The organism is Vibrio plantisponsor, assembly GCF_013041605.1.
Lineage (GTDB): Bacteria > Pseudomonadota > Gammaproteobacteria > Enterobacterales > Vibrionaceae > Vibrio > Vibrio plantisponsor.
In genome coordinates this window covers 1-20,444 of the sequence record NZ_JABEQC010000020.1, presented here as the reverse complement: position 1 = coordinate 20,444, position 20,444 = coordinate 1, and the positions used below count along the sequence as shown (strand labels likewise).

The following is a 20,444-nucleotide window of genomic DNA, read 5'->3' as shown; positions in this document are numbered from 1 at the left end:
TACTAACTATAAGAATAAACAAGCAATTTGAGACAATTTTTTTGATCAATTGGCTACATTTTATTGCAACGATAGGGAGAATCATTGATCTTGCCCTACAGTAACGGCTATAAAGTGTAGTAAAATTACGCTAATTTCAGTTTTTAGTTACTTTGAATTTGACGAGGTTATAAGTATGTCAGCTAAGAAGCCAATGGCTCTAGTGATTCTTGACGGTTGGGGTTACCGTGAAGACAGCAGCAACAATGCTATCAACAATGCGAACACTCCTGTGATGGATGCATTGATGGCAAACAACCCAAACACTCTGATTTCGGCTTCTGGTATGGATGTAGGTCTGCCTGACGGTCAAATGGGTAACTCTGAAGTAGGTCATACTAACATCGGCGCTGGTCGTATTGTTTATCAAGACCTAACTCGCATCACTAAATCTATTGCTGACGGTGATTTCCAAACAAACGAAGCACTAGTAACAGCGATTGATAACGCGGTTGCTGCTGGTAAAGCGGTTCACCTAATGGGTCTTATGTCTCCAGGTGGCGTTCACTCTCACGAAGATCACATCTATGCAGCTATCGAATTAGCAGCAGCTCGTGGTGCAGAGAAAATTTACCTACACTGCTTCCTAGACGGTCGTGATACACCGCCACGCAGCGCTGAAGGCTCTCTACAACGTTTTGATGAGCTGTTCGCAAAACTAGGCAAAGGCCGTATCGCATCTTTAGTTGGTCGTTACTACGCTATGGACCGCGACAACAACTGGGAACGTGTAGAAAAAGCTTACGACCTATTGACTGCAGCTCAAGGTGATTTCACTTTCGACTCTGCTCTAGCAGGTCTAGAAGCGGCATACGCTCGTGACGAAAACGATGAGTTCGTTAAAGCAACAGAAATCCGCGCAGAAGGCCAAGAGTCTGCTGCAATGCAAGACGGTGACGCGGTTCTATTCATGAACTACCGTGCTGACCGTGCGCGTCAAATCACTCGCACTTTCGTTACTGATTTTGCTGGTTTCGAGCGTAAAGTATTCCCTGCTCTTAACTTTGTGATGCTGACTCAATACGCAGCAGACATTCCACTACCAGCGGCTTTCCCACCAGCATCACTAGAAAACACTTACGGTGAATGGTTATCGAAAGCAGGTAAAACTCAGCTACGTATCTCTGAAACAGAGAAATACGCACACGTAACTTTCTTCTTCAACGGTGGTGTTGAGAACGAATTTGCTGGTGAAGAGCGTCAACTTGTTGCTTCACCAAAAGTGGCGACTTACGACCTTCAACCAGAAATGAGCTCTGCTGAACTAACCGATAAACTTGTAGCTGCTATCAAATCTGGCAAATACGACGCTATCATCTGTAACTACCCGAACGGCGACATGGTTGGCCACACAGGTGTGTACGAAGCGGCAGTTAAAGCTTGTGAAGCGGTTGACGAATGTATCGGTCGTGTTGTTGAAGCAATCAAAGAAGTGGATGGTCAACTACTTATCACTGCTGACCACGGTAACGCAGAAATGATGATCAACCCAGAAACCGGTGGCGTACACACAGCTCACACAAGCCTTCCAGTACCACTAGTGTATGTGGGTAGCAAAGACATCGAGTTTATCGAAGGCGGCAAACTGTCAGACCTAGCACCAACGATGCTTGCTCTGACTGATACTGAAATCCCAGCAGAAATGTCTGGCCAAGTTATCTACAAATAAGTAGAACTTGCGAAGTGATTGTGAAAGCCCTAACCCAGTTAGGGCTTTTTTATCGCCAAATTTCGCTATAAGGCAAATACTATGACAAAGTTTTTGCATCCGGCACTCGCCTCATTCCACTCTTTGAGTATACTGGTTACTCATTGAATCTATTGGCGAACATATTCCCCACATGACAATCACGTTACGACACTACCTAAAGCACAACCTCGTCCACATGACAGTGACTTTGTTTTTCTGTTTTTCTGTTTTGTCTGTATCCAATGTTTTTGCCGCTTCACAGCAAGAACTCAAAGGCGTAACGGGGGAAATATCTCGCCAGAAGCAAGAGCTAACCAAACAACAGAGCCAGCTTGATCAATTACAACAATCTCTCAAACAACAAGAGATCAATATTTCGAATCTTGAAAAGCAGATCAAAGACACCAAAAGAAACCTAACGTCAGCAAATCAAAACATCAGTAAACTTCAAGCGAAAATAAAAGAACTCGAAGCAAAGCGCACACAGCAAGCTGATAAGTTAGAACAACTGCTTCAGACTTATTACATCACTAAAAACTCCACCGCAAACGGCAACTTACTCAACAACAACGTGGAAGAAGACCGTATCAGTCAATACTTCCAACATTTAGCCAAAGCACGTAGTGAGACCATTCAAGCGCTGAAACAGACCAGAGAACAGCTCGAAGAAAGCCAGAAACAGATACAGCTAGAACGGGACCAAATAGCCTCGTTGTTAGAAGAACAAACCCAAAAACGTGATCAGCTAGCAAAGACCCAATCTCAGCGTAAAGGCACAGTCAGTAAGATTCAGAAGAGCATTTCAGGCGACAAAGTATATCTTGCTGAGTTGCAACGTAATGAAACTCGTCTGAAAGCAGAAATTGCTAAAGCAGCGAAACGCAACGCCATCCCTATGGATGGGATAAGCCAGCAACGAGGCAAACTAGCTTGGCCAATTAAAGGTTCCGTTTTGCATAATTTTGGCGAACGTCAAACCGGTCAGGTCGATTGGAAAGGTATTGTGATATCCGCCAATTATGGTCAAGCCGTCACGGCTGTCTATCCGGGTACGGTTGTATTTGCGGAATATCTTCGAGGTTATGGTTTAGTCGTCCTGTTAGATCACGGTAAAGGCGATATGACTTTATATGGTTTCAATCAGTCCTTGATGAAAAAAGAGGGCGATAAGGTTACCGCAGGTGAAACCATTGCGCTGGCTGGCGATACCGGTGGTCAATCACGACCTAGCCTCTATTTTGAAGTTCGACGCAACAGCCGAGCTGAAAACCCTCGCACTTGGCTCACCCGCTAACATATTACTCAAACTGGCCACTCTGTAACGTCAGTATCCATTGATATCTCGACGTTGATTTAGCCTCGACTTATAAGCCATACCTATTGGTTATCGTTACTAATTAACCTCATCCTTACTTGTGCCATTTTTCGAATAGGTACAAAGCTAAAGCATTGTCAGATACTGCTTATCTATGACTTTGGATAACTTGTACATTTACATAAAGAAGCTAACGAGTTTAGTTTGCCGCAAATTCACCAGTTACATGCCATTAACTACGCCGCTTAAGCGTTTGATCAATAGATTATTGAACAAGTAACTATCAAACAGGAAAGCGATATCGCTTTCCTGTTTTACTTTCCGTAATAGCTTTCTAGCGTATCAATTAACCTTGATAGCTCCTGCTTGGCTAAACGGTTGATACCACCAGCCGCTTCCCGACCTCCGCCAGTCTCAAACTGCGAGCACAACTGCCCCGCACCTTGCTTATTGTTTAATGGCGCGCGAAGAGAAACCGCGAAGCTGTTATCGTCAATTTTAGTTAATACTAGGTGAGCTTGAGAAGGCGATTGATTGGCAATTAAGTTGCCATACACACCACTAACACGATGAGAGAAATCCTCATCTGGCAGTTCAAATACTCGTAAAGTTTGGCTCTCATAAAAACTTGGGACAGAGATAGCTTGAGCAACATCTGCTTCATATGCCGCCTTTAGTTGATAAAAAGGGGATGATTTATCTTTTATCACCTCAAACGGGGATGGATAAGCCAGCAGTATTTGATAGAGCTTTTCAGGGTAAAAATGCAGCTGAGCAGTACTCTTTCCATAACCGTTGTAATTGATAAGAGTGCCGAGCTCTTTAAGTTGCTCTGACTCTTGTTGTGTTAGCCCCAGCTCTTTACACAATTCATCAGCTACTCTATTCAAGTTATCGCCGTAAGCGGCAGTAATCGCCCATTCACGGAATCGGCCTTCTAACAACCTGTCGATAATCAAAGCTGTGCACATATCTGGTTCTAAATGAATGTGAGCAGATAATTGACTGTGAGAAGGGATTTCACCGGCCTGATGATGATCCGCATAAAACACATCAGCACCGGCTTCCAGAGCCGCAAGCAACCCAGCATTGTTTTTCTGCATAGAGATATCAAGAACAGTGAGAGAATCGCCCGCTTTGACATTCAGTTTATCGAGCAACTGAATATCTCTTTTAACACCCGTAACAAGCTGAGCTTCTTTAGGCTGAGCAAGCCTGAGCTGAAGAAGAGAGATGATGCCATCGGCATCACCATTGAAAACATCGTAGTGCATGGCTGATAATTCATTAAAAGTGGGGTTAATCAATAAACTATCAGCGTTCGTTGTTCATAAACAAGATTGAAAGGTTATAACTCATCACCTTTCAACCCTACGCTTTGAACTCACTCTTCTAAACATGAAGTGCGAGAATGCCATCTTCCAACAGTTGCAACTGTTCGTAACCTTGCGGAGTGGTACGAGGTTTAACAAGTGAGATCATTTGCAACATGCCTTTATAAATCACTTGCTCGGTAATTTCGGTTTTCAATGACATTGCGGATTGATACGCCAGCCAACCTGAATAGACCATATGCAATGAGGTAACTAAGGTTTCCAAATCGTCTTTTTCAACATCAAGAAGCTCCATATCGACGAAGTTTTGCATGATATTGATTAAGTTCACATGCAACTTCTCTTGAGAAGCGATGTATTCAACGTGCAGTTCCTCATCACGCTGTAAGATTTCAGGCAAGTTTGAATAGAAGAAACGATATTTCCACATCAAGTTGAACATGGAATCGAGATAGTGCTTTAACAACGTTAAGCTTTCATATTGCCCTTGCAGCGGTGTAAATCTTTCAATCAGCTCTTTCGAATAAAGAGCGAAGATCTCTCGTACAATCTCTTGTTTATTACGGAAGTGGTAATAGAGATTACCCGGACTGATCTCCAGATGGGCAGCAATATGGTTGGTGGTCATAGCGCGCTCACCGTTTTCATTAAACAGCTCCAAAGCTGCGTGAACGATTCTGTCTCTTGTCTTCATTGGCTCGCCAGATTGTAATTGACTCTATCGCAGTATAAATCAGTGATAGCTAAAGTAAAAAAAAAGCGCTCGATTATGAGCGCTTCGTATGTCATTCAATTATTTGTTATAAGACTGATTGTGGTAAGGCTTGGATAGCTCATGTACCGCTTCAACAAACACTCCGGCGTTCTCTGGCGGAACGTCCAGGTGAATTCCATGACCAAGGTTAAAGACATGACCTGTGCCTTCATGGCCAAAGCCTTCTAGAATAGAGGCAACTTCTTGGCGAATGCGTTCTGGCTGAGCGTATAAAATCGATGGGTCCATGTTGCCTTGCAGCGCAACTTTATCACCAATACGAGCTTTGGCATCAGCAATGTTAATTGTCCAGTCAAGACCAACAGCATCACAACCAGTTGCCGCAATGCTTTCCAACCACATACCACCGTTCTTAGTGAACAGAGTAACAGGAACTCGGCGACCTTCGTTTTCACGAATCAGACCATCAACAATCTTATGCATGTATTGCAGTGAGAACAGATTGTAGTCACGAGGAGTCAATACGCCACCCCAAGTGTCAAATACCATTACAGATTGCGCACCCGCTTTAATCTGTGCATTTAGGTACTCAATAACACTGTCTGCAAGCTTGTCCAACAAGGCATGTAGCGTCGCTGGTTCTGCGTACATCATCTGCTTAATCTTAGTGAAAGCTTTTGAGCTGCCGCCTTCTACCATGTAAGTCGCTAATGTCCATGGGCTACCAGAGAAGCCAATCAAAGGTACTTCACCTTTAAGGTCTTTGCGGATTTGGCGCACCGCATTCATCACATACTGAAGTTCACCTTCTGGATCAGGCAGACCGATTTTATCCACATCAGCTTTACAAGTAATAGGACGGTCGAATACCGGACCTTCACCAGCTGCAAAACGTAACCCTAGACCCATAGCATCTGGAATAGTCAGAATGTCTGAAAACAGAATCGCAGCATCTAGAGGAAAACGACGTAGTGGCTGTAATGTCACTTCAGAAGCTAGCTCTGCGTTTTTGCACAGGGACATAAAGTCTCCCGCTTGCGCGCGTGTCGCACGATACTCTGGCAAATAACGCCCTGCTTGGCGCATCATCCACACTGGAGTACAGTCAACGGGCTGCTTCAACAAAGCACGAAGATAACGGTCGTTCTTTAATTCTGTCATTCTGGCTTCCAACTTCTAGGCTTATTTCTTTAGTTTCTTTATTAATTAGGCGCGTATTCTATCACTTATTTCCCTGCAACTGACCATAGATTTACGGTTTGTAGAACAGAGCTTTGCAACCTAGATCATGTTATTAACTTTTAAATCAATGGTTAATTTGCGTGCAAACTGAAACAGTGTTTAAAATCTCGGTGCTAGCGAAAACTACAATAATATACGGGTACTCAGTACTCGACATCTCATAACGACATCTTACTTACCCCCTCCCTCACCGGAGGGTTTTTTTTGCCTGTTTTCTCTCGCTTTTTAATTATATCGACGTTGAATATTCATCTTTGATGGCGTTAACCGTGTGTTCTATCAGCGCTCTGGCAATCGTACCTTTTGGTGCGACCGGCGGCATTTCACTTGGGGTAAACCACTGGGCATCACTCAACTCTGAATAATCAGGGCGAATATCACCACCAGCGAAATCAGCCAAAAATGCCATCATCATACTGGAAGGAAACGCCCAAGGCTGACTACCAAAGTATCGGATGTTCTTAACGCTAATACCCGTTTCTTCCAATACTTCGCGAGCCACACACTGTTCTAGGGTTTCCCCGACTTCCAAGAACCCAGCAATCACCGTATACATACCCGTTTGATGTCGTGGATGCTGTGCCAGAAGAATCTGATTCTCTTTTCTCACCGCAACGATGATGCATGGGAAAATGCGTGGATAATGAAGAGTTCGGCAGTCCTGACATTGCATCGCCAGATCACGATGGTTGAGATGGTTACGTCCACCACACTGTGGGCAAAAACGTAACGTTTGGCTCATGTGTCCATACTGAACTGCTCGGCTAGCGGCGAGAAATAACGCTTCATCGACAACCAATAATTCACGCAAGGAGGTCATTTCAAGATCTTTATCGAGATCGCCGTGATTCAGCCAATAAACCGGATGTCCCTTGTATTGTTCAACTTCGATTGCGGTTTCGATCGGCAGTTCAAGATCCTTTGCCGTGCCGAATGGTACGGTTCCGTCAATGGTCCAAAGTTCACTTCCTGAAACAACACACCAATAAGCTGATTTGAGGTCACTATTTTTTAACATACAAACTCCTGTTGCTTGCAGTTCGTTCATTTTACTGGCAATCTAATTTCATACCAGAGTTTGTCTCTATTTGTTTACCACACATAAACTCTCGTGAAAACAACAGGCTGTATCCTACTCATACAGCGGAATGTGCAAAGGACAGTCTATCCTACGATAGCTCTATCTTGAGGGCGTGACCATGCTAAAAAAATTCAAACAAACACAAGAGCAATGGGGCGGAGCCAGTGACGTTATCGATCATTGGTTAGAGAAGAGACAGCATGTAGTTGTTGAATATTGCAAAATTGCTGCACTTCAACCTTGTGCTTCTAAAGCCTCGGTTTCGGAACTCCCTTCACCTCAAGAACTTCAGTATTTCTGTCAGGAAATCGTCGACTATATTTCCGAAGGGCATTTCAAGGTCTACGACATGGTGATGAGCAAATGGCAATCGACTGGTTTTAAAGCTACAGACGAAATCAATCGAGCTTATGCGGAGATCATCTTAACCACCGATCCTCTACTGAACTTTACCGATAAGTATGCTGCTGTAAGCGAAGAAGATGAGTTAGAGACTTTCGATGAAGATCTTTCTAAAGTTGGGCAAATTTTAGAATCACGATTTGAGTTGGAAGATCACCTGATACAGCTCATCATTGATAGCCTTTCGATTCCACCAGGCGCATAAATTAACTTAGATTCAGTAACTTATACTCTCTTTGATTACAAATTTACTCCAATAAAAAAGGCACCTTTCGGTGCCTTTTTTCATATCGATAGTTCGATTACTCTTCTGAAGAGAAACCTGCGTTCAGTAGCGCAGCTAGGTTATCTGTAGCTTGCTCTGCTGAAGGACCTTCTTTCTGAGCTTCACGCTTAGATTGACGATCTTGGTGGTACGCAAAACCAGTACCAGCAGGGATCAAGCGACCAACGATAACGTTCTCTTTCAGACCACGTAGATCATCACGCTTACCAGATACCGCAGCTTCAGTCAGTACGCGCGTCGTTTCTTGGAACGATGCCGCAGAGATGAACGATTCTGTCGCTAGAGACGCTTTCGTAATACCTAGAAGTTCACGTTCGAAACGTGCAGGCTCTTTGCCTTCTGCTTCTAGTGCACGGTTAGCAATCTTAACTTGTGAGTATTCAACTTGCTCACCAGGTAGGAACTCAGAGTCACCTGCGTGAGTAATTGTACACTTACGTAGCATCTGACGAACGATGGTTTCGATGTGCTTATCGTTAATCTTAACGCCTTGCAGACGGTAAACTTCCTGAACTTCGTTAGCGATGTAAGAAGTCACAGCGTGAATACCACGTAGACGTAGGATGTCATGTGGAGACTCTGGACCATCTGCGATCACATCACCACGTTCGATACGCTCACCTTCAAACACGTTCAACTGACGATGCTTAGGAATCATCTCTTCGTAAACTTCACCGCTGTCGCGAGTGATAACTAGACGACGTTTACCTTTAGTCTCTTTACCGAACGACACAGTACCTGTGTACTCAGCAAGGATTGCAGGCTCTTTCGGCTTACGAGCTTCAAATAGGTCTGCTACGCGAGGTAGACCACCCGTGATATCTCGGTTACCGCCAGATTTCTGAGGAATACGAGCAAGAGTATCACCCACATTCACTTCAGCGCCATCTTCGATGTTCACGATAGCTTTACCAGGTAGGAAGTACTGAGCTGGCATATCTGTACCAGGGATCACTACATCGTTACCTTTCTCATCCACAAGTTTGATAGCTGGACGCATATCTTTACCTGCTGCTGGACGAGCTGCTGCATCCGTTACTTCGCTTGAAGATAGACCAGTTAGGTCATCTGTTTGACGAGAAACGGTTACGCCATCGATCATGTCTACGAACTGGATGCGACCTGCCACTTCAGTGATGATTGGCAATGTGTGCGCTTCCCAGTTTGCTACTGTTTCACCAGCTTCAACTGCGTCGTTATCTGCTTTGCTTAGCAATGAACCGTAAGGAAGTTTGTGCTTCTCTTTGGTACGACCAAATTCGTCAATGATAGTTAGCTCAGATGCACGAGATGTGATTACTAGCTTGCCATCTTTGTTAATTACGAACTTAGCATTGTGTAGCTTAACAGAACCAGTGTTCTTAGCTTGGATGCTGTTCTCTGCTGCTGCCGTAGATGCTGCACCACCGATGTGGAACGTACGCATCGTTAACTGTGTACCCGGTTCACCGATAGACTGAGCAGCGATAACACCTACTGCTTCACCTTGGTTCACTAGGTGACCACGAGCTAGGTCACGACCGTAACATAGTGCACAACAACCGAAGTCTGCGTCACAGGTTACTACTGAACGTACTTTAATACGGTCAACAGAGTTGTCGTTTAGAACCTGACACCATTTCTCATCAAGAAGCGTGTTACGAGGAACTAGAACTTCTTCTGTACCTGGTTTCAGAATGTCTTCTGCAACCACACGACCAAGCGCAAGTTCAGTTAGCGGAACTTTAACGTCACCACCCTCGATGTGAGGCATCATGTCTACACCCTCGTGGGTGCCACAGTCGTGCTCATAAACTACTACGTCTTGAGCAACGTCTACTAGACGACGTGTTAGGTAACCAGAGTTCGCTGTCTTCAATGCTGTATCCGCAAGACCCTTACGAGCACCGTGCGTTGAGATAAAGTACTGAAGTACGTTTAGACCTTCTTTAAAGTTCGCAGTGATTGGCGTCTCGATGATTGAACCATCTGGACGAGCCATCAGACCACGCATACCTGCTAGCTGACGAATCTGAGCTGCAGAACCACGAGCACCTGAGTCAGCCATCATATAGATGCTGTTGAATGACTCTTGCTTCTCTTCTTCACCGTCACGGTTAATAACCATTTCAGATGAAAGGTTCTCCATCATCGCTTTTGCTACGCGATCGTTGGTCGATGCCCAAATATCGATCACTTTGTTGTAGCGTTCGCCCGCAGTTACAAGACCAGACTGGAACTGTTCTTGAATTTCGCGTACTTCTTCTTCCGCTTCAGCGATTTCAGTGTATTTCGCAGGTGGTACAACCATATCGTCGATACCAACAGATACACCTGAAAGTGCTGCGTAAGCGAAACCAGCGTACATAATTTGGTCAGCGAAGATTACAGTATCTTTCAGACCTAACTTACGGTATGCCTCGTTAAGTAGGTTAGAAATTTGTTTCTTACCTAGCTTTTGGTTAACGATGCTGTAAGGAAGACCTGCAGGTACGATTTGCCACAACATTGCACGACCGACAGTAGTGTCTACCATCTTAGTTTCTGTTGTGCTGTTACCATCTTCGTCAACAACGGTTTCTGTAATACGTACTTTAACGCGTGCGTGTAGCTCAGCGCTCTTAGTGCGGTAAGCCTTCTCAGCCTCTTCTGGGCCAGCAAGGTACATGCCTTCACCTTTCGCGTTGATCTTCTCACGAGTCATGTAGTACAGACCCAATACAACGTCCTGAGAAGGTACGATGATCGGATCACCTGACGCTGGCGACAGAATGTTGTTTGTCGACATCATCAGAGTACGAGCTTCTAGCTGTGCTTCTAAAGTTAGAGGCACGTGCACCGCCATTTGGTCACCATCGAAGTCCGCGTTATACGCCGCACACACTAGTGGGTGTAGCTGAATCGCTTTACCTTCGATAAGTACAGGTTCAAATGCCTGGATACCTAGACGGTGAAGTGTTGGTGCACGGTTAAGTAGCACTGGGTGTTCACGGATAACTTCATCCAAGATATCCCATACAACAGCTTCTTCACGCTCTACCATTTTCTTAGCTGCTTTGATTGTAGTCGCAAGACCACGAGTCTCTAGCTTGCTGTAGATAAATGGTTTGAATAGCTCAAGTGCCATCTTCTTAGGAAGACCACACTGGTGCAGACGAAGGTATGGACCTACTGTGATTACAGAACGGCCAGAGTAGTCTACACGTTTACCTAGAAGGTTCTGACGGAAACGACCTTGTTTACCCTTGATCATATCAGCAAGAGATTTCAGAGGACGCTTGTTCGAACCTGTGATCGCGCGACCGCGACGACCGTTGTCTAGAAGCGCATCAACAGACTCTTGTAGCATACGTTTTTCGTTGCGTACGATGATGTCTGGAGCCGCAAGCTCAAGAAGACGTTTCAAACGGTTGTTACGGTTAATAACACGACGGTATAGATCGTTCAGATCAGAAGTCGCAAAACGACCGCCATCTAGTGGTACTAGAGGACGTAGATCTGGCGGAAGCACTGGAAGTACAGTCAGAATCATCCACTCAGGTTTGTTACCTGAACTTACGAATGCTTCAACTAGCTTCAAACGCTTCGTTACTTTCTTACGCTTAGTTTCTGAGTTAGTCGTATCTAGCTCTTCACGCATCTGTTCGATTTCTGCATGAAGGTCCATTGAGCTTAATAGATCTTTGATCGCCTCAGCACCCATCTTAGCGGAGAATTCATCACCCCACTCTTCTAGGCGGTCTAGGTACTCTTCCTCAGTCAGCATTTGACCTTTTTCAAGATCAGTCATGCCTGGTTCTGTTACTACGTACATTTCGAAGTAAAGAACGCGCTCGATATCACGTAGCGGCATATCCATTAATAGACCGATACGAGATGGTAGAGATTTTAGGAACCAGATGTGAGCAACTGGAGATGCAAGCTCGATGTGGCCCATACGGTCACGACGAACTTTAGTCTGTGTAACTTCAACGCCACACTTCTCACAGATAACACCACGGTGTTTTAGTCGCTTATATTTACCACAAAGACATTCGTAGTCTTTTACTGGGCCAAAAATACGCGCACAAAACAGACCATCACGCTCAGGTTTGAACGTACGATAGTTAATCGTCTCAGGTTTTTTAACTTCACCAAAAGACCATGAACGAATCATGTCTGGTGAAGACAGACCGATTTTGATTGCATCAAATTCTTCGGTCTTATGCTGTGCTTTTAGAAAGTTTAATAAGTCTTTCACAATCAGCTCCTGTAAGGAGTTAAAAGCAGCCAGCCAAACGCCAGCTGCTTTCTACCAGATAATCACATTTCTCTGTCGAGAAACGAATTACTCTTCGTCTTCTAGCTCGATGTTGATACCTAGCGAGCGAATCTCTTTCAACAATACGTTGAACGATTCTGGCATGCCAGGTTCCATGCTGTGGTTGCCATCTACGATGTTCTTATACATCTTAGTACGGCCGTTAACGTCATCCGACTTAACTGTTAGCATTTCTTGTAGCGTGTAAGCAGCACCGTATGCTTCAAGTGCCCATACTTCCATCTCACCGAAACGCTGACCACCGAACTGAGCTTTACCACCAAGTGGTTGCTGAGTAACAAGGCTGTAAGAACCCGTAGAACGAGCGTGCATCTTGTCATCAACAAGGTGGTTCAGTTTCAGCATGTACATGTAACCAACAGTTACAGGACGCTCAAACGCATCACCTGTACGACCATCGAACAGTGTCAGCTGACCAGACGTTGGAAGGTCTGCTAGTGACAATAGTTCTTTGATTGAAGCTTCGTTCGCGCCATCAAATACTGGTGTCGCAATCGGTAGACCGTTGCGTAAGTTACCAGCCAGTACGCGTACTTCTTCATCGCTCATAGAAGCAATGTCGACGCTCTGACGAGTTTCACCAAGATCGTAAACCTTCTGTAGGAATTCGCGCAGCTTAGCAAGCTCTTGCTGTTCCTTAATCATTTGGTTGATCTTGTCACCAATACCTTTAGCCGCCAGACCTAAGTGAACTTCTAGGATCTGACCGATGTTCATACGCGAAGGTACACCCAGTGGGTTAAGTACGATATCTACTGGCTGACCAGTTTCATCGTAAGGCATGTCTTCAACAGGGTTGATCTTAGAGATTACACCCTTGTTACCGTGACGACCCGCCATCTTATCACCCGGTTGGATGCGACGTTTCACCGCTAGGTAAACTTTAACGATCTTCAGTACGCCTGGTGCTAGATCATCACCTTGAGTGATCTTGCGACGCTTAGCTTCGAATTTCTTGTCGAAGTCAGCTTTCAGTTCGTCGTACTGTTCAGCCATTTGCTCTAGCTGAGTTTGTAGTTCGTCGTCTTCTAGCGTTTGTTCTAGCAATTGCTTACGGTCGATAGATTCAACTTTAGCTTGGCTGTAACCTGCTGTAAGTAGCAGAGAACGAACACGTGCAAACAGACCACCTTCAAGAATTTGGAACTCTTCAGTAAGGTCTTTCTTCGCTTCTTTCAGCTGCATTTGTTCGATTTCAAGTGCACGTTTGTCTTTCTCTACGCCATCGCGAGTGAAGACTTGTACATCGATAACCGTACCAGCAACAGAGTTAGGCACACGTAGTGAAGTATCTTTAACGTCAGAAGCTTTTTCACCGAAGATCGCACGTAGTAGCTTCTCTTCAGGAGTTAGCTGAGTTTCACCTTTAGGTGTTACTTTACCAACTAGGATGTCGCCACCCTTAACTTCTGCACCAATGTAAACGATACCTGACTCATCCAATTTAGATAGAGCAGCTTCACCTACGTTTGGAATATCCGCAGTGATCTCTTCAGCACCAAGCTTAGTATCACGAGCCACACAAGATAGTTCTTGAATGTGGATAGTGGTAAAGCGGTCTTCTTGAACAACACGCTCAGAAACTAAGATCGAGTCTTCGAAGTTGTAACCGTTCCAAGGCATGAATGCGATACGCATGTTCTGGCCAAGAGCAAGTTCACCAAGGTCAGTTGATGGACCATCAGCGATTACGTCACCGCGAGCTACTAGTTCACCCGGCATCACACATGGACGCTGGTTGATACATGTATTTTGGTTCGAACGTGTGTACTTAGTTAGGTTGTAGATATCGATACCCGCTTCGCCTGGTACCAACTCTTCTTCATTAACCTTAACAACGATACGAGATGCGTCCACAGACTGAACAACACCACCACGTTTAGCAACCGCAGTTACACCTGAGTCAACCGCTACGTTACGTTCAATACCAGTACCAACTAGAGGCTTGTCTGCTCTTAGCGTTGGAACTGCCTGACGTTGCATGTTCGCACCCATCAATGCACGGTTCGCGTCATCGTGTTCTAGGAACGGGATAAGCGAAGCAGCGATAGATACTACTTGGTTTGTAGCAACGTCCATGTAGTCAACGTGTTCACGAGGGTGAAGACCTGATTCACCTTTTTGACGAGCTGTGATCAGTTCGTCAGCAAAAGTGCTCTCTTCAGTCAGTTTCGCGTTCGCCTGAGCGATAACGAATTGACCTTCCTCGATAGCTGATAGGTAATCAACTTCGTCAGTTACAACGCCATCTACTACACGACGGTATGGAGTTTCTAGGAAACCGTACTCGTTACAACGTGCAAACGCAGATAGAGAGTTGATAAGACCGATGTTTGGACCTTCAGGCGTTTCGATAGGACATAGACGACCGTAGTGAGTTACGTGTACGTCACGTACTTCGAAGCCAGCACGTTCACGAGTCAAACCACCAGGGCCCAATGCAGAAATACGACGCTTGTGCGTTACTTCTGAAAGCGGGTTGTTCTGGTCCATGAATTGTGAAAGCTGTGAAGAACCAAAGAATTCTTTAACAGCAGCAGAAATTGGTTTCGCATTGATCAGATCTTGTGGCATCACGTTGTCTAGATCGCCTAGGCTTAGACGTTCTTTAACTGCGCGTTCAACACGTACAAGACCAACACGGAATTGGTTTTCTGCCATTTCGCCTACGCTACGGATACGACGGTTGCCAAGGTGGTCGATATCGTCCACTTCGCCAATACCGTTACGGATCGCGATAAGCTTCTTCATCACTTCGATGATATCTGTTTCATCAAGAGTGCCTTGCTCACCAGCGTCTTCACGACCGATTGAGCTGTTGAACTTCATACGACCTACAGTAGATAGATCGTAGCGTTCTTCAGAGAAGAATAGGCTATTAAATAGCGTTTCAGCCGCTTCTTTCGTTGGCGGCTCGCCAGGGCGCATCATGCGGTAGATTTCTACAAGCGCAGAAATACGGTCAGTTGTACTGTCAACACGGATAGTGTCAGACATGAATGGACCGTGGTCTAGATCGTTCGTAAATAGAACTTCTAGTTTTTTGTATCCCGCTTGAGATAGGTTCGCAAGAGCTTCTAGGCTAATTTCTTGGTTCGCAGCGATGATGATCTCGCCAGTCGCTTCATTGATGTAGTCTTTAGAAGATACTTTACCAACTGTGTATTCAACTGGTACTTCAATGAAATCAACGCCATCTTTTTCAAGTTGACGGATGTGACGAGCCGTAACGCGACGACCTTTCTCTACATAGACCTTGCCATTAGCTTCAATGTCAAACGTAGCAGTTTCACCACGTAGACGCTCAGGCACCAACTCCATCATAAGAGTTTGGTCTTTCACTTCGAAGTTTACTTTTTCGAAGAAGATATCAAGGATCTCTTCAGTCGTCTTACCTAGAGCACGGAGAATGATCGATGCTGGCAGTTTACGACGACGGTCAATACGTACGTATAAGTTATCCTTTGGATCGAACTCGAAATCCAACCATGAACCACGGTAAGGGATAATACGTGCGTTATATAGAACTTTACCTGAAGAGTGGGTCTTACCCTTATCGCTGTCGAAGAATACGCCTGGGCTTCTGTGCAGCTGGGATACGATAACCCTCTCGGTACCATTAATTACAAAGGTACCATTATCTGTCATGAGTGGAATTTCACCCATGTAGACTTCTTGTTCTTTAATATCTTTGACAGTACCTGCTGGCGCGTCTTTATCAAAAATCACAAGGCGTAGTTTTACGCGTAGTGGTTTTGAATAAGTTACACCACGGATTTGACATTCTTTAACGTCAAAAACTGGCTCACCAAGACGGTAGCTAACGTATTGCAGCTCTGAATTGCCGTTGTAGCTCTGAATTGGAAATACAGAACGAAAAGCAGCTTCAAGACCGTATTGTCCCTCAGGATCCTGTTCGATAAATTTATCGAATGAATCGAGCTGGATCGATAGCAGGTATGGAATGTCCAGTACTTGTGGACGAGTACCAAAGTCCTTACGGATGCGCTTTTTCTCGGTATAAGAGTAAACCATGGGGTTCCTCAGCTCGCTGATAAGTGACCCAAACTGTCCACCTTAAAGGTTTAGGACAGTGACTAAATCGCTGTTTACTGTAGTGACGGTTTGTCAGTTCGACTTCCGCTTTTTGCATGAATATGGGACGCTTAAACAGCGGGAAAATTCGCCCATACCCTACAGCGCAAAAAGGCCGGTGGTTATTAAACCACCAGCCATTAGCCTTGCGGCTAAGAAATTAAGTAATAATTACTTAACTTCAACAGTTGCACCAGCTTCTTCAAGCTCTTTCTTCAGTGCTTCAGCTTCTTCTTTAGAAACAGCTTCTTTCAGAGGAGCTGGAGCGCCGTCAACTAGAGCTTTAGCTTCTTTAAGACCTAGGCCAGTTGCGCCACGTACTGCTTTGATAACAGCAACTTTGTTCGCACCAGCAGCAGCTAGGATTACGTTGAATTCAGTTTGCTCTTCAACAGCTGCACCAGCAGCAGCGCCACCAGCTACAACTGCAGCAGCAGCAGAAACACCGAATTTCTCTTCCATTGCAGTGATTAGTTCAACAACTTGCATTACAGACATTTCTGCAACTGCGTCTAGGATTTGCTCGTTAGTAATAGACATAACAATTCTCTTTTAAGTCAACAATAAGTTTATTTTGCAACCAGTAAAAAGCAAGGCAATTAAGCAGCTTCTTTTTGATCACGGATAGCAGCGATAGTACGTACCAATTTGCCAGCAGAAGCTTCTTTCATGCACATCATTAGGCGTGCGATTGCTTCGTCGTAAGTTGGTAGTGTCGCTAGTACTTCAACGTCAGTGATAGAACCTTCGTATGCAGCAGCTTTGATCTCGAATGCTTTGTTCTCTTTAGCGAAGTCTTTAAAAAGACGCGCTGCAGCACCTGGGTGCTCGTTAGAGAAGCCGATCAAAGTTGGACCTACGAATACGTCTTGTAGACATTCGTAAGCTGTGCCTTCTACAGCGCGACGCGCAAGTGTGTTACGAACAACTTTTAGGTAAACACCAGCTTCACGAGCTTGTTTACGTAGAGTTGTCATCGCAGCAACTTGTACACCACGAGAGTCAGCTACAACTGCAGAAAGTGCACCACTGGCCGCTTCGTTGACTTCAGCAACAATTGCTTGTTTGTCTTGAAGGTTTAAAGCCATCTTGGATTACTCCTGGTTGATATTACACCACTCACTATTGTCACAACAGTGAGAGATTATTAGGTGCAGTTCCAGAAGAAAGGTAACCCATTCTTTAAAATAAAAAATGAAATCTTTCTGTCAGGTTCGGGCACCATCTACGTAGGTTGTATTAAGTTATCAAGTGATAACGCCTACGGTCTTGGACGGAGACTGAGTACTGATTCAGAGAATCGGGCTTCAGCCCCAACCACAAATATTAGGCGCAAAATTATACACAAATTTTGCGCCTAAGCAAATGCATTATGCTTGAGTGTTCAGAGTATTCTGATCAACAGCAACACCAGCACCCATAGTAGTAGAGATGCTTACCTTCTTCACGAAAACGCCTTTCGCTGAAGATGGTTTTGCTTTCTTAAGCGCAACTAGTAGAGCTTCTAAGTTCTCTTGTAGTTGGTTAGCTTCGAAAGACACCTTACCGATAGTAGTGTGGATGATACCGTTCTTGTCGTTACGGTAACGAACCTGACCAGCTTTAGCGTTCTTAACCGCTTCAGCAACGTTAGGTGTTACAGTACCAACTTTAGGGTTTGGCATTAGACCACGTGGACCAAGGATGGTACCAAGTTGACCTACAACGCGCATTGCATCTGGAGATGCGATAACTACGTCGAAATCCATAACACCTTTCTTAACTTGCTCAGCTAAGTCATCCATACCCACTAGGTCAGCGCCCGCAGCTTTAGCAGCTTCAGCGTTAGCACCTTGAGTGAATACAGCAACACGGATATCACGACCAGTACCGTGTGGTAGTACAGTTGCACCACGTACGTTTTGGTCAGATTTACGAGCGTCGATACCTAGGTTAACAGCAACGTCAACAGATTCTACGAATTTTGCAGTTGCTAGTTCTTTAAGAAGAGCAACAGCTTCGTTGATTTCGTACTCTTTAGTTACATCCACTTTCTCGCGGATTGTACGCATACGCTTAGTTAGTTTTGCCATTATATTAACCCTCTACCACTAGGCCCATTGAACGAGCAGTACCAGCGATAGAACGCTTCATCGCTTCGATGTCAGCACCAGTCATATCAGCAGCTTTAGTTTCTGCGATTTCTTGGATTTGAGCGTCAGTGATAGTACCCACTTTTTCAGTGTTTGGACGACCAGAACCAGACTTGATACCAGCTGCTTTCTTAAGAAGAACTGCTGCAGGTGGAGTCTTAGTTTCGAACGTGAAAGAACGGTCGCTGTATACAGTGATAACAACTGGAGTAGGTAGACCTTTCTCGATAGATTCTGTACGTGCGTTGAACGCTTTACAGAATTCCATGATGTTCACACCACGTTGACCTAGAGCAGGACCAACTGGTGGACTTGGGTTAGCCATACCCGCTGCAACTTGCAGCTTGATATAAGCTTCAACTTTCTTAGCCATGATATTTCCTAAATTTTGGGTTCAAACGCTAATTAACAATCAGCTCCCCGAAGTAACAAAACCATTAGAGGTTTATTTAACCTAATTTCTAAATTACGAGAACCTAGAAAAGGTATAAAGACCTGTAAAAAGGCGCGAAATTATAGCTAGCATTCGCGCCTTAAACAAGCCTAAAAGGTGTTTTTTTAGTCAATCTTTTCAACTTGACCAAATTCAAGCTCAACTGGTGTAGCACGACCAAAGATCGATACAGACACTTTCAGGCGGCTCTTCTCGTAATCCACTTCTTCAACAGTACCGTTAAAGTCAGCAAATGGACCTTCGTTAACACGAACCACTTCACCCGCTTCAAACATAGTCTTAGGACGTGGAGCTTCGCTCGCTTTCTCAAGACGATTCAGAATCGCGTCTGCTTCTTTATCAGTAATTGGCGCTGGACGATCAGATGTACCACCAATGAAGCCCATTACACGAGGGACGCTACGTACTAAGTGCCAAGATTCATCATTCATGATCATTTGCACAAGCACGTAACCAGGGAAGAATTTACGTTCACTCTTACGGCGTTGACCCGCGCGCATCTCAACAACTTCTTCAGTTGGGACAAGCACTTCACCGAATAGATCTTCCATGCTGTGCATCTTGATATGTTCACGTAGAGATTGTGCTACGCGACCTTCAAAGCCAGAGAAGGCTTGAACTACATACCAGCGTTTTTTTGGAGCTTCACTCATGTATTAAACCCTCTATACCCCAGTAGCAAAGGCCACTAGACGAACCATAATTCCGTCAATGCCCCAAAGTACTAGAGCCATTACAATACTTACCGCTAACACAATTAGTGTTGTTTGCATCGTTTCTTGGCGTGTAGGCCAAACAACTTTACGAACTTCCATTCGTGATTCACGTGCAAAACTAATTGCGGCTTTGCCTTTTGATGTTGTTGCAGCGACGCCTAGCGCAGCGGCAATTAACACGATTACACCTGCAGCGCGAATCACTACAGACAATTCACCATACAGGTAATTACCCACAACAGCGGCAGCTAGCAGAGCAAAAGTGACAATCCACTTAAATGTATCTGCTGCGTTTGAGCTATCAGGAGCTTCAGCATTTGCTTTCATAAACCAACCTGTCACACAAGTCTTACTATAGACGACAACAACCCCGCTGCTGCAGGGCAAATCCATAACATCAAGGAAAATACCTCAATGCACTCTCTTTTTTATTTGTTAAAGAGCTAAATTCTTTAACAAATAGTCCTGTTTTCACACTCGCTTGTATAAAAAACTAGCTAATGCTTAATACAGCGCATAAAAAGGGCATCAAATGATGCCCTTTTTACTAGTGTCACGTCAAATCTTATTCAAAGATTTTAGCTACAACACCAGCACCAACTGTACGGCCACCTTCGCGGATCGCGAAACGTAGACCTTCATC

Annotated in this window: 16 protein-coding genes; 3 read left to right on the top strand and 13 right to left on the bottom strand. The window is 44.7% G+C overall.

All coding sequences use genetic code 11. From position 1 onward, the window contains the following. The first annotated feature begins 175 nt into the window (after positions 1 to 175). Together gpmM and HKI82_RS19355 are read left to right on the top strand one after the other, a co-directional pair. A complete protein-coding gene (gpmM, locus tag HKI82_RS19360; protein WP_171138912.1) occupies positions 176 to 1,708 on the top strand; it encodes a 2,3-bisphosphoglycerate-independent phosphoglycerate mutase in 1,533 nt (510 codons plus the stop codon). A 172-nt stretch (positions 1,709 to 1,880) separates the two neighbouring features. Beyond that, positions 1,881 to 3,023 carry a murein hydrolase activator EnvC family protein gene (locus tag HKI82_RS19355; RefSeq protein WP_171138911.1) on the top strand — a complete coding sequence of 381 codons (1,143 nt, stop codon included), beginning with the start codon at positions 1,881 to 1,883 and terminating at the stop codon, positions 3,021 to 3,023. A 335-nt stretch (positions 3,024 to 3,358) separates the two neighbouring features. Here the strand turns inward: HKI82_RS19355 and HKI82_RS19350 are convergent, their stop codons facing one another. The 4 genes from HKI82_RS19350 to nudC all read right to left on the bottom strand — a co-directional run bounded on the left by HKI82_RS19350 (position 3,359) and on the right by nudC (position 7,383). After that, positions 3,359 to 4,318 (bottom strand): DHH family phosphoesterase, encoded by a 960-nt coding sequence (locus tag HKI82_RS19350; RefSeq protein WP_171138910.1) that lies wholly within the window; start codon positions 4,316 to 4,318, stop codon positions 3,359 to 3,361. A gap of 118 nt (positions 4,319 to 4,436) precedes the next feature. Next, positions 4,437 to 5,072: a TetR/AcrR family transcriptional regulator gene (locus tag HKI82_RS19345; RefSeq protein WP_102943106.1), complete on the bottom strand. Its 636-nt coding sequence runs from the start codon at positions 5,070 to 5,072 to the stop codon at positions 4,437 to 4,439. A gap of 99 nt (positions 5,073 to 5,171) precedes the next feature. After that, complete coding sequence (gene hemE / locus HKI82_RS19340) at positions 5,172 to 6,254, bottom strand: uroporphyrinogen decarboxylase (RefSeq protein WP_102943107.1); 1,083 nt, start codon at positions 6,252 to 6,254, stop codon at positions 5,172 to 5,174. 310 nt (positions 6,255 to 6,564) lie between these two features. After that, positions 6,565 to 7,383 (bottom strand): NAD(+) diphosphatase, encoded by an 819-nt coding sequence (gene nudC, locus HKI82_RS19335; RefSeq protein ID WP_390632175.1) that lies wholly within the window; start codon positions 7,381 to 7,383, stop codon positions 6,565 to 6,567. A 151-nt stretch (positions 7,384 to 7,534) separates the two neighbouring features. On the opposite strand from nudC, the gene rsd reads away from it, so the two are divergent. Next, complete coding sequence (gene rsd / locus HKI82_RS19330; RefSeq protein ID WP_102943109.1) at positions 7,535 to 8,023, top strand: sigma D regulator; 489 nt, start codon at positions 7,535 to 7,537, stop codon at positions 8,021 to 8,023. 97 nt (positions 8,024 to 8,120) lie between these two features. On the opposite strand, the gene rpoC is transcribed toward rsd, so the two are convergent. From rpoC to HKI82_RS19285, 9 genes are all read right to left on the bottom strand, one after another. After that, positions 8,121 to 12,323: a DNA-directed RNA polymerase subunit beta' gene (rpoC, locus tag HKI82_RS19325; protein WP_171138909.1), complete on the bottom strand. Its 4,203-nt coding sequence runs from the start codon at positions 12,321 to 12,323 to the stop codon at positions 8,121 to 8,123. Positions 12,324 to 12,410: 87 nt separating this feature from the next. Then, complete coding sequence (gene rpoB, locus HKI82_RS19320) at positions 12,411 to 16,439, bottom strand: DNA-directed RNA polymerase subunit beta (protein ID WP_102943111.1); 4,029 nt, start codon at positions 16,437 to 16,439, stop codon at positions 12,411 to 12,413. A 231-nt stretch (positions 16,440 to 16,670) separates the two neighbouring features. Next, entirely contained in the window at positions 16,671 to 17,039 is a 369-nt protein-coding gene (gene rplL / locus HKI82_RS19315; RefSeq protein WP_102943112.1) for a 50S ribosomal protein L7/L12, read from the bottom strand. A 59-nt stretch (positions 17,040 to 17,098) separates the two neighbouring features. Next, complete coding sequence (gene rplJ, locus HKI82_RS19310; protein WP_102943113.1) at positions 17,099 to 17,587, bottom strand: 50S ribosomal protein L10; 489 nt, start codon at positions 17,585 to 17,587, stop codon at positions 17,099 to 17,101. A gap of 282 nt (positions 17,588 to 17,869) precedes the next feature. Then, complete coding sequence (gene rplA, locus HKI82_RS19305) at positions 17,870 to 18,571, bottom strand: 50S ribosomal protein L1 (RefSeq protein ID WP_102943114.1); 702 nt, start codon at positions 18,569 to 18,571, stop codon at positions 17,870 to 17,872. A 4-nt stretch (positions 18,572 to 18,575) separates the two neighbouring features. After that, on the bottom strand, positions 18,576 to 19,004 hold the full coding sequence (gene rplK, locus HKI82_RS19300; protein ID WP_042490185.1) for a 50S ribosomal protein L11: 429 nt from the start codon (positions 19,002 to 19,004) through the stop codon (positions 18,576 to 18,578). A 185-nt stretch (positions 19,005 to 19,189) separates the two neighbouring features. Next, positions 19,190 to 19,738, bottom strand: coding sequence for a transcription termination/antitermination protein NusG (gene nusG, locus HKI82_RS19295; RefSeq protein WP_102943115.1), 549 nt, complete (start codon positions 19,736 to 19,738; stop codon positions 19,190 to 19,192). Positions 19,739 to 19,750: 12 nt separating this feature from the next. After that, on the bottom strand, positions 19,751 to 20,128 hold the full coding sequence (secE, locus tag HKI82_RS19290) for a preprotein translocase subunit SecE (protein WP_102943116.1): 378 nt from the start codon (positions 20,126 to 20,128) through the stop codon (positions 19,751 to 19,753). A gap of 238 nt (positions 20,129 to 20,366) precedes the next feature. Further along, positions 20,367 to 20,444 (bottom strand): EF-Tu C-terminal domain-related protein (locus HKI82_RS19285; RefSeq protein ID WP_076665185.1); only part of this gene is annotated, 78 nt, incomplete at its 5' end.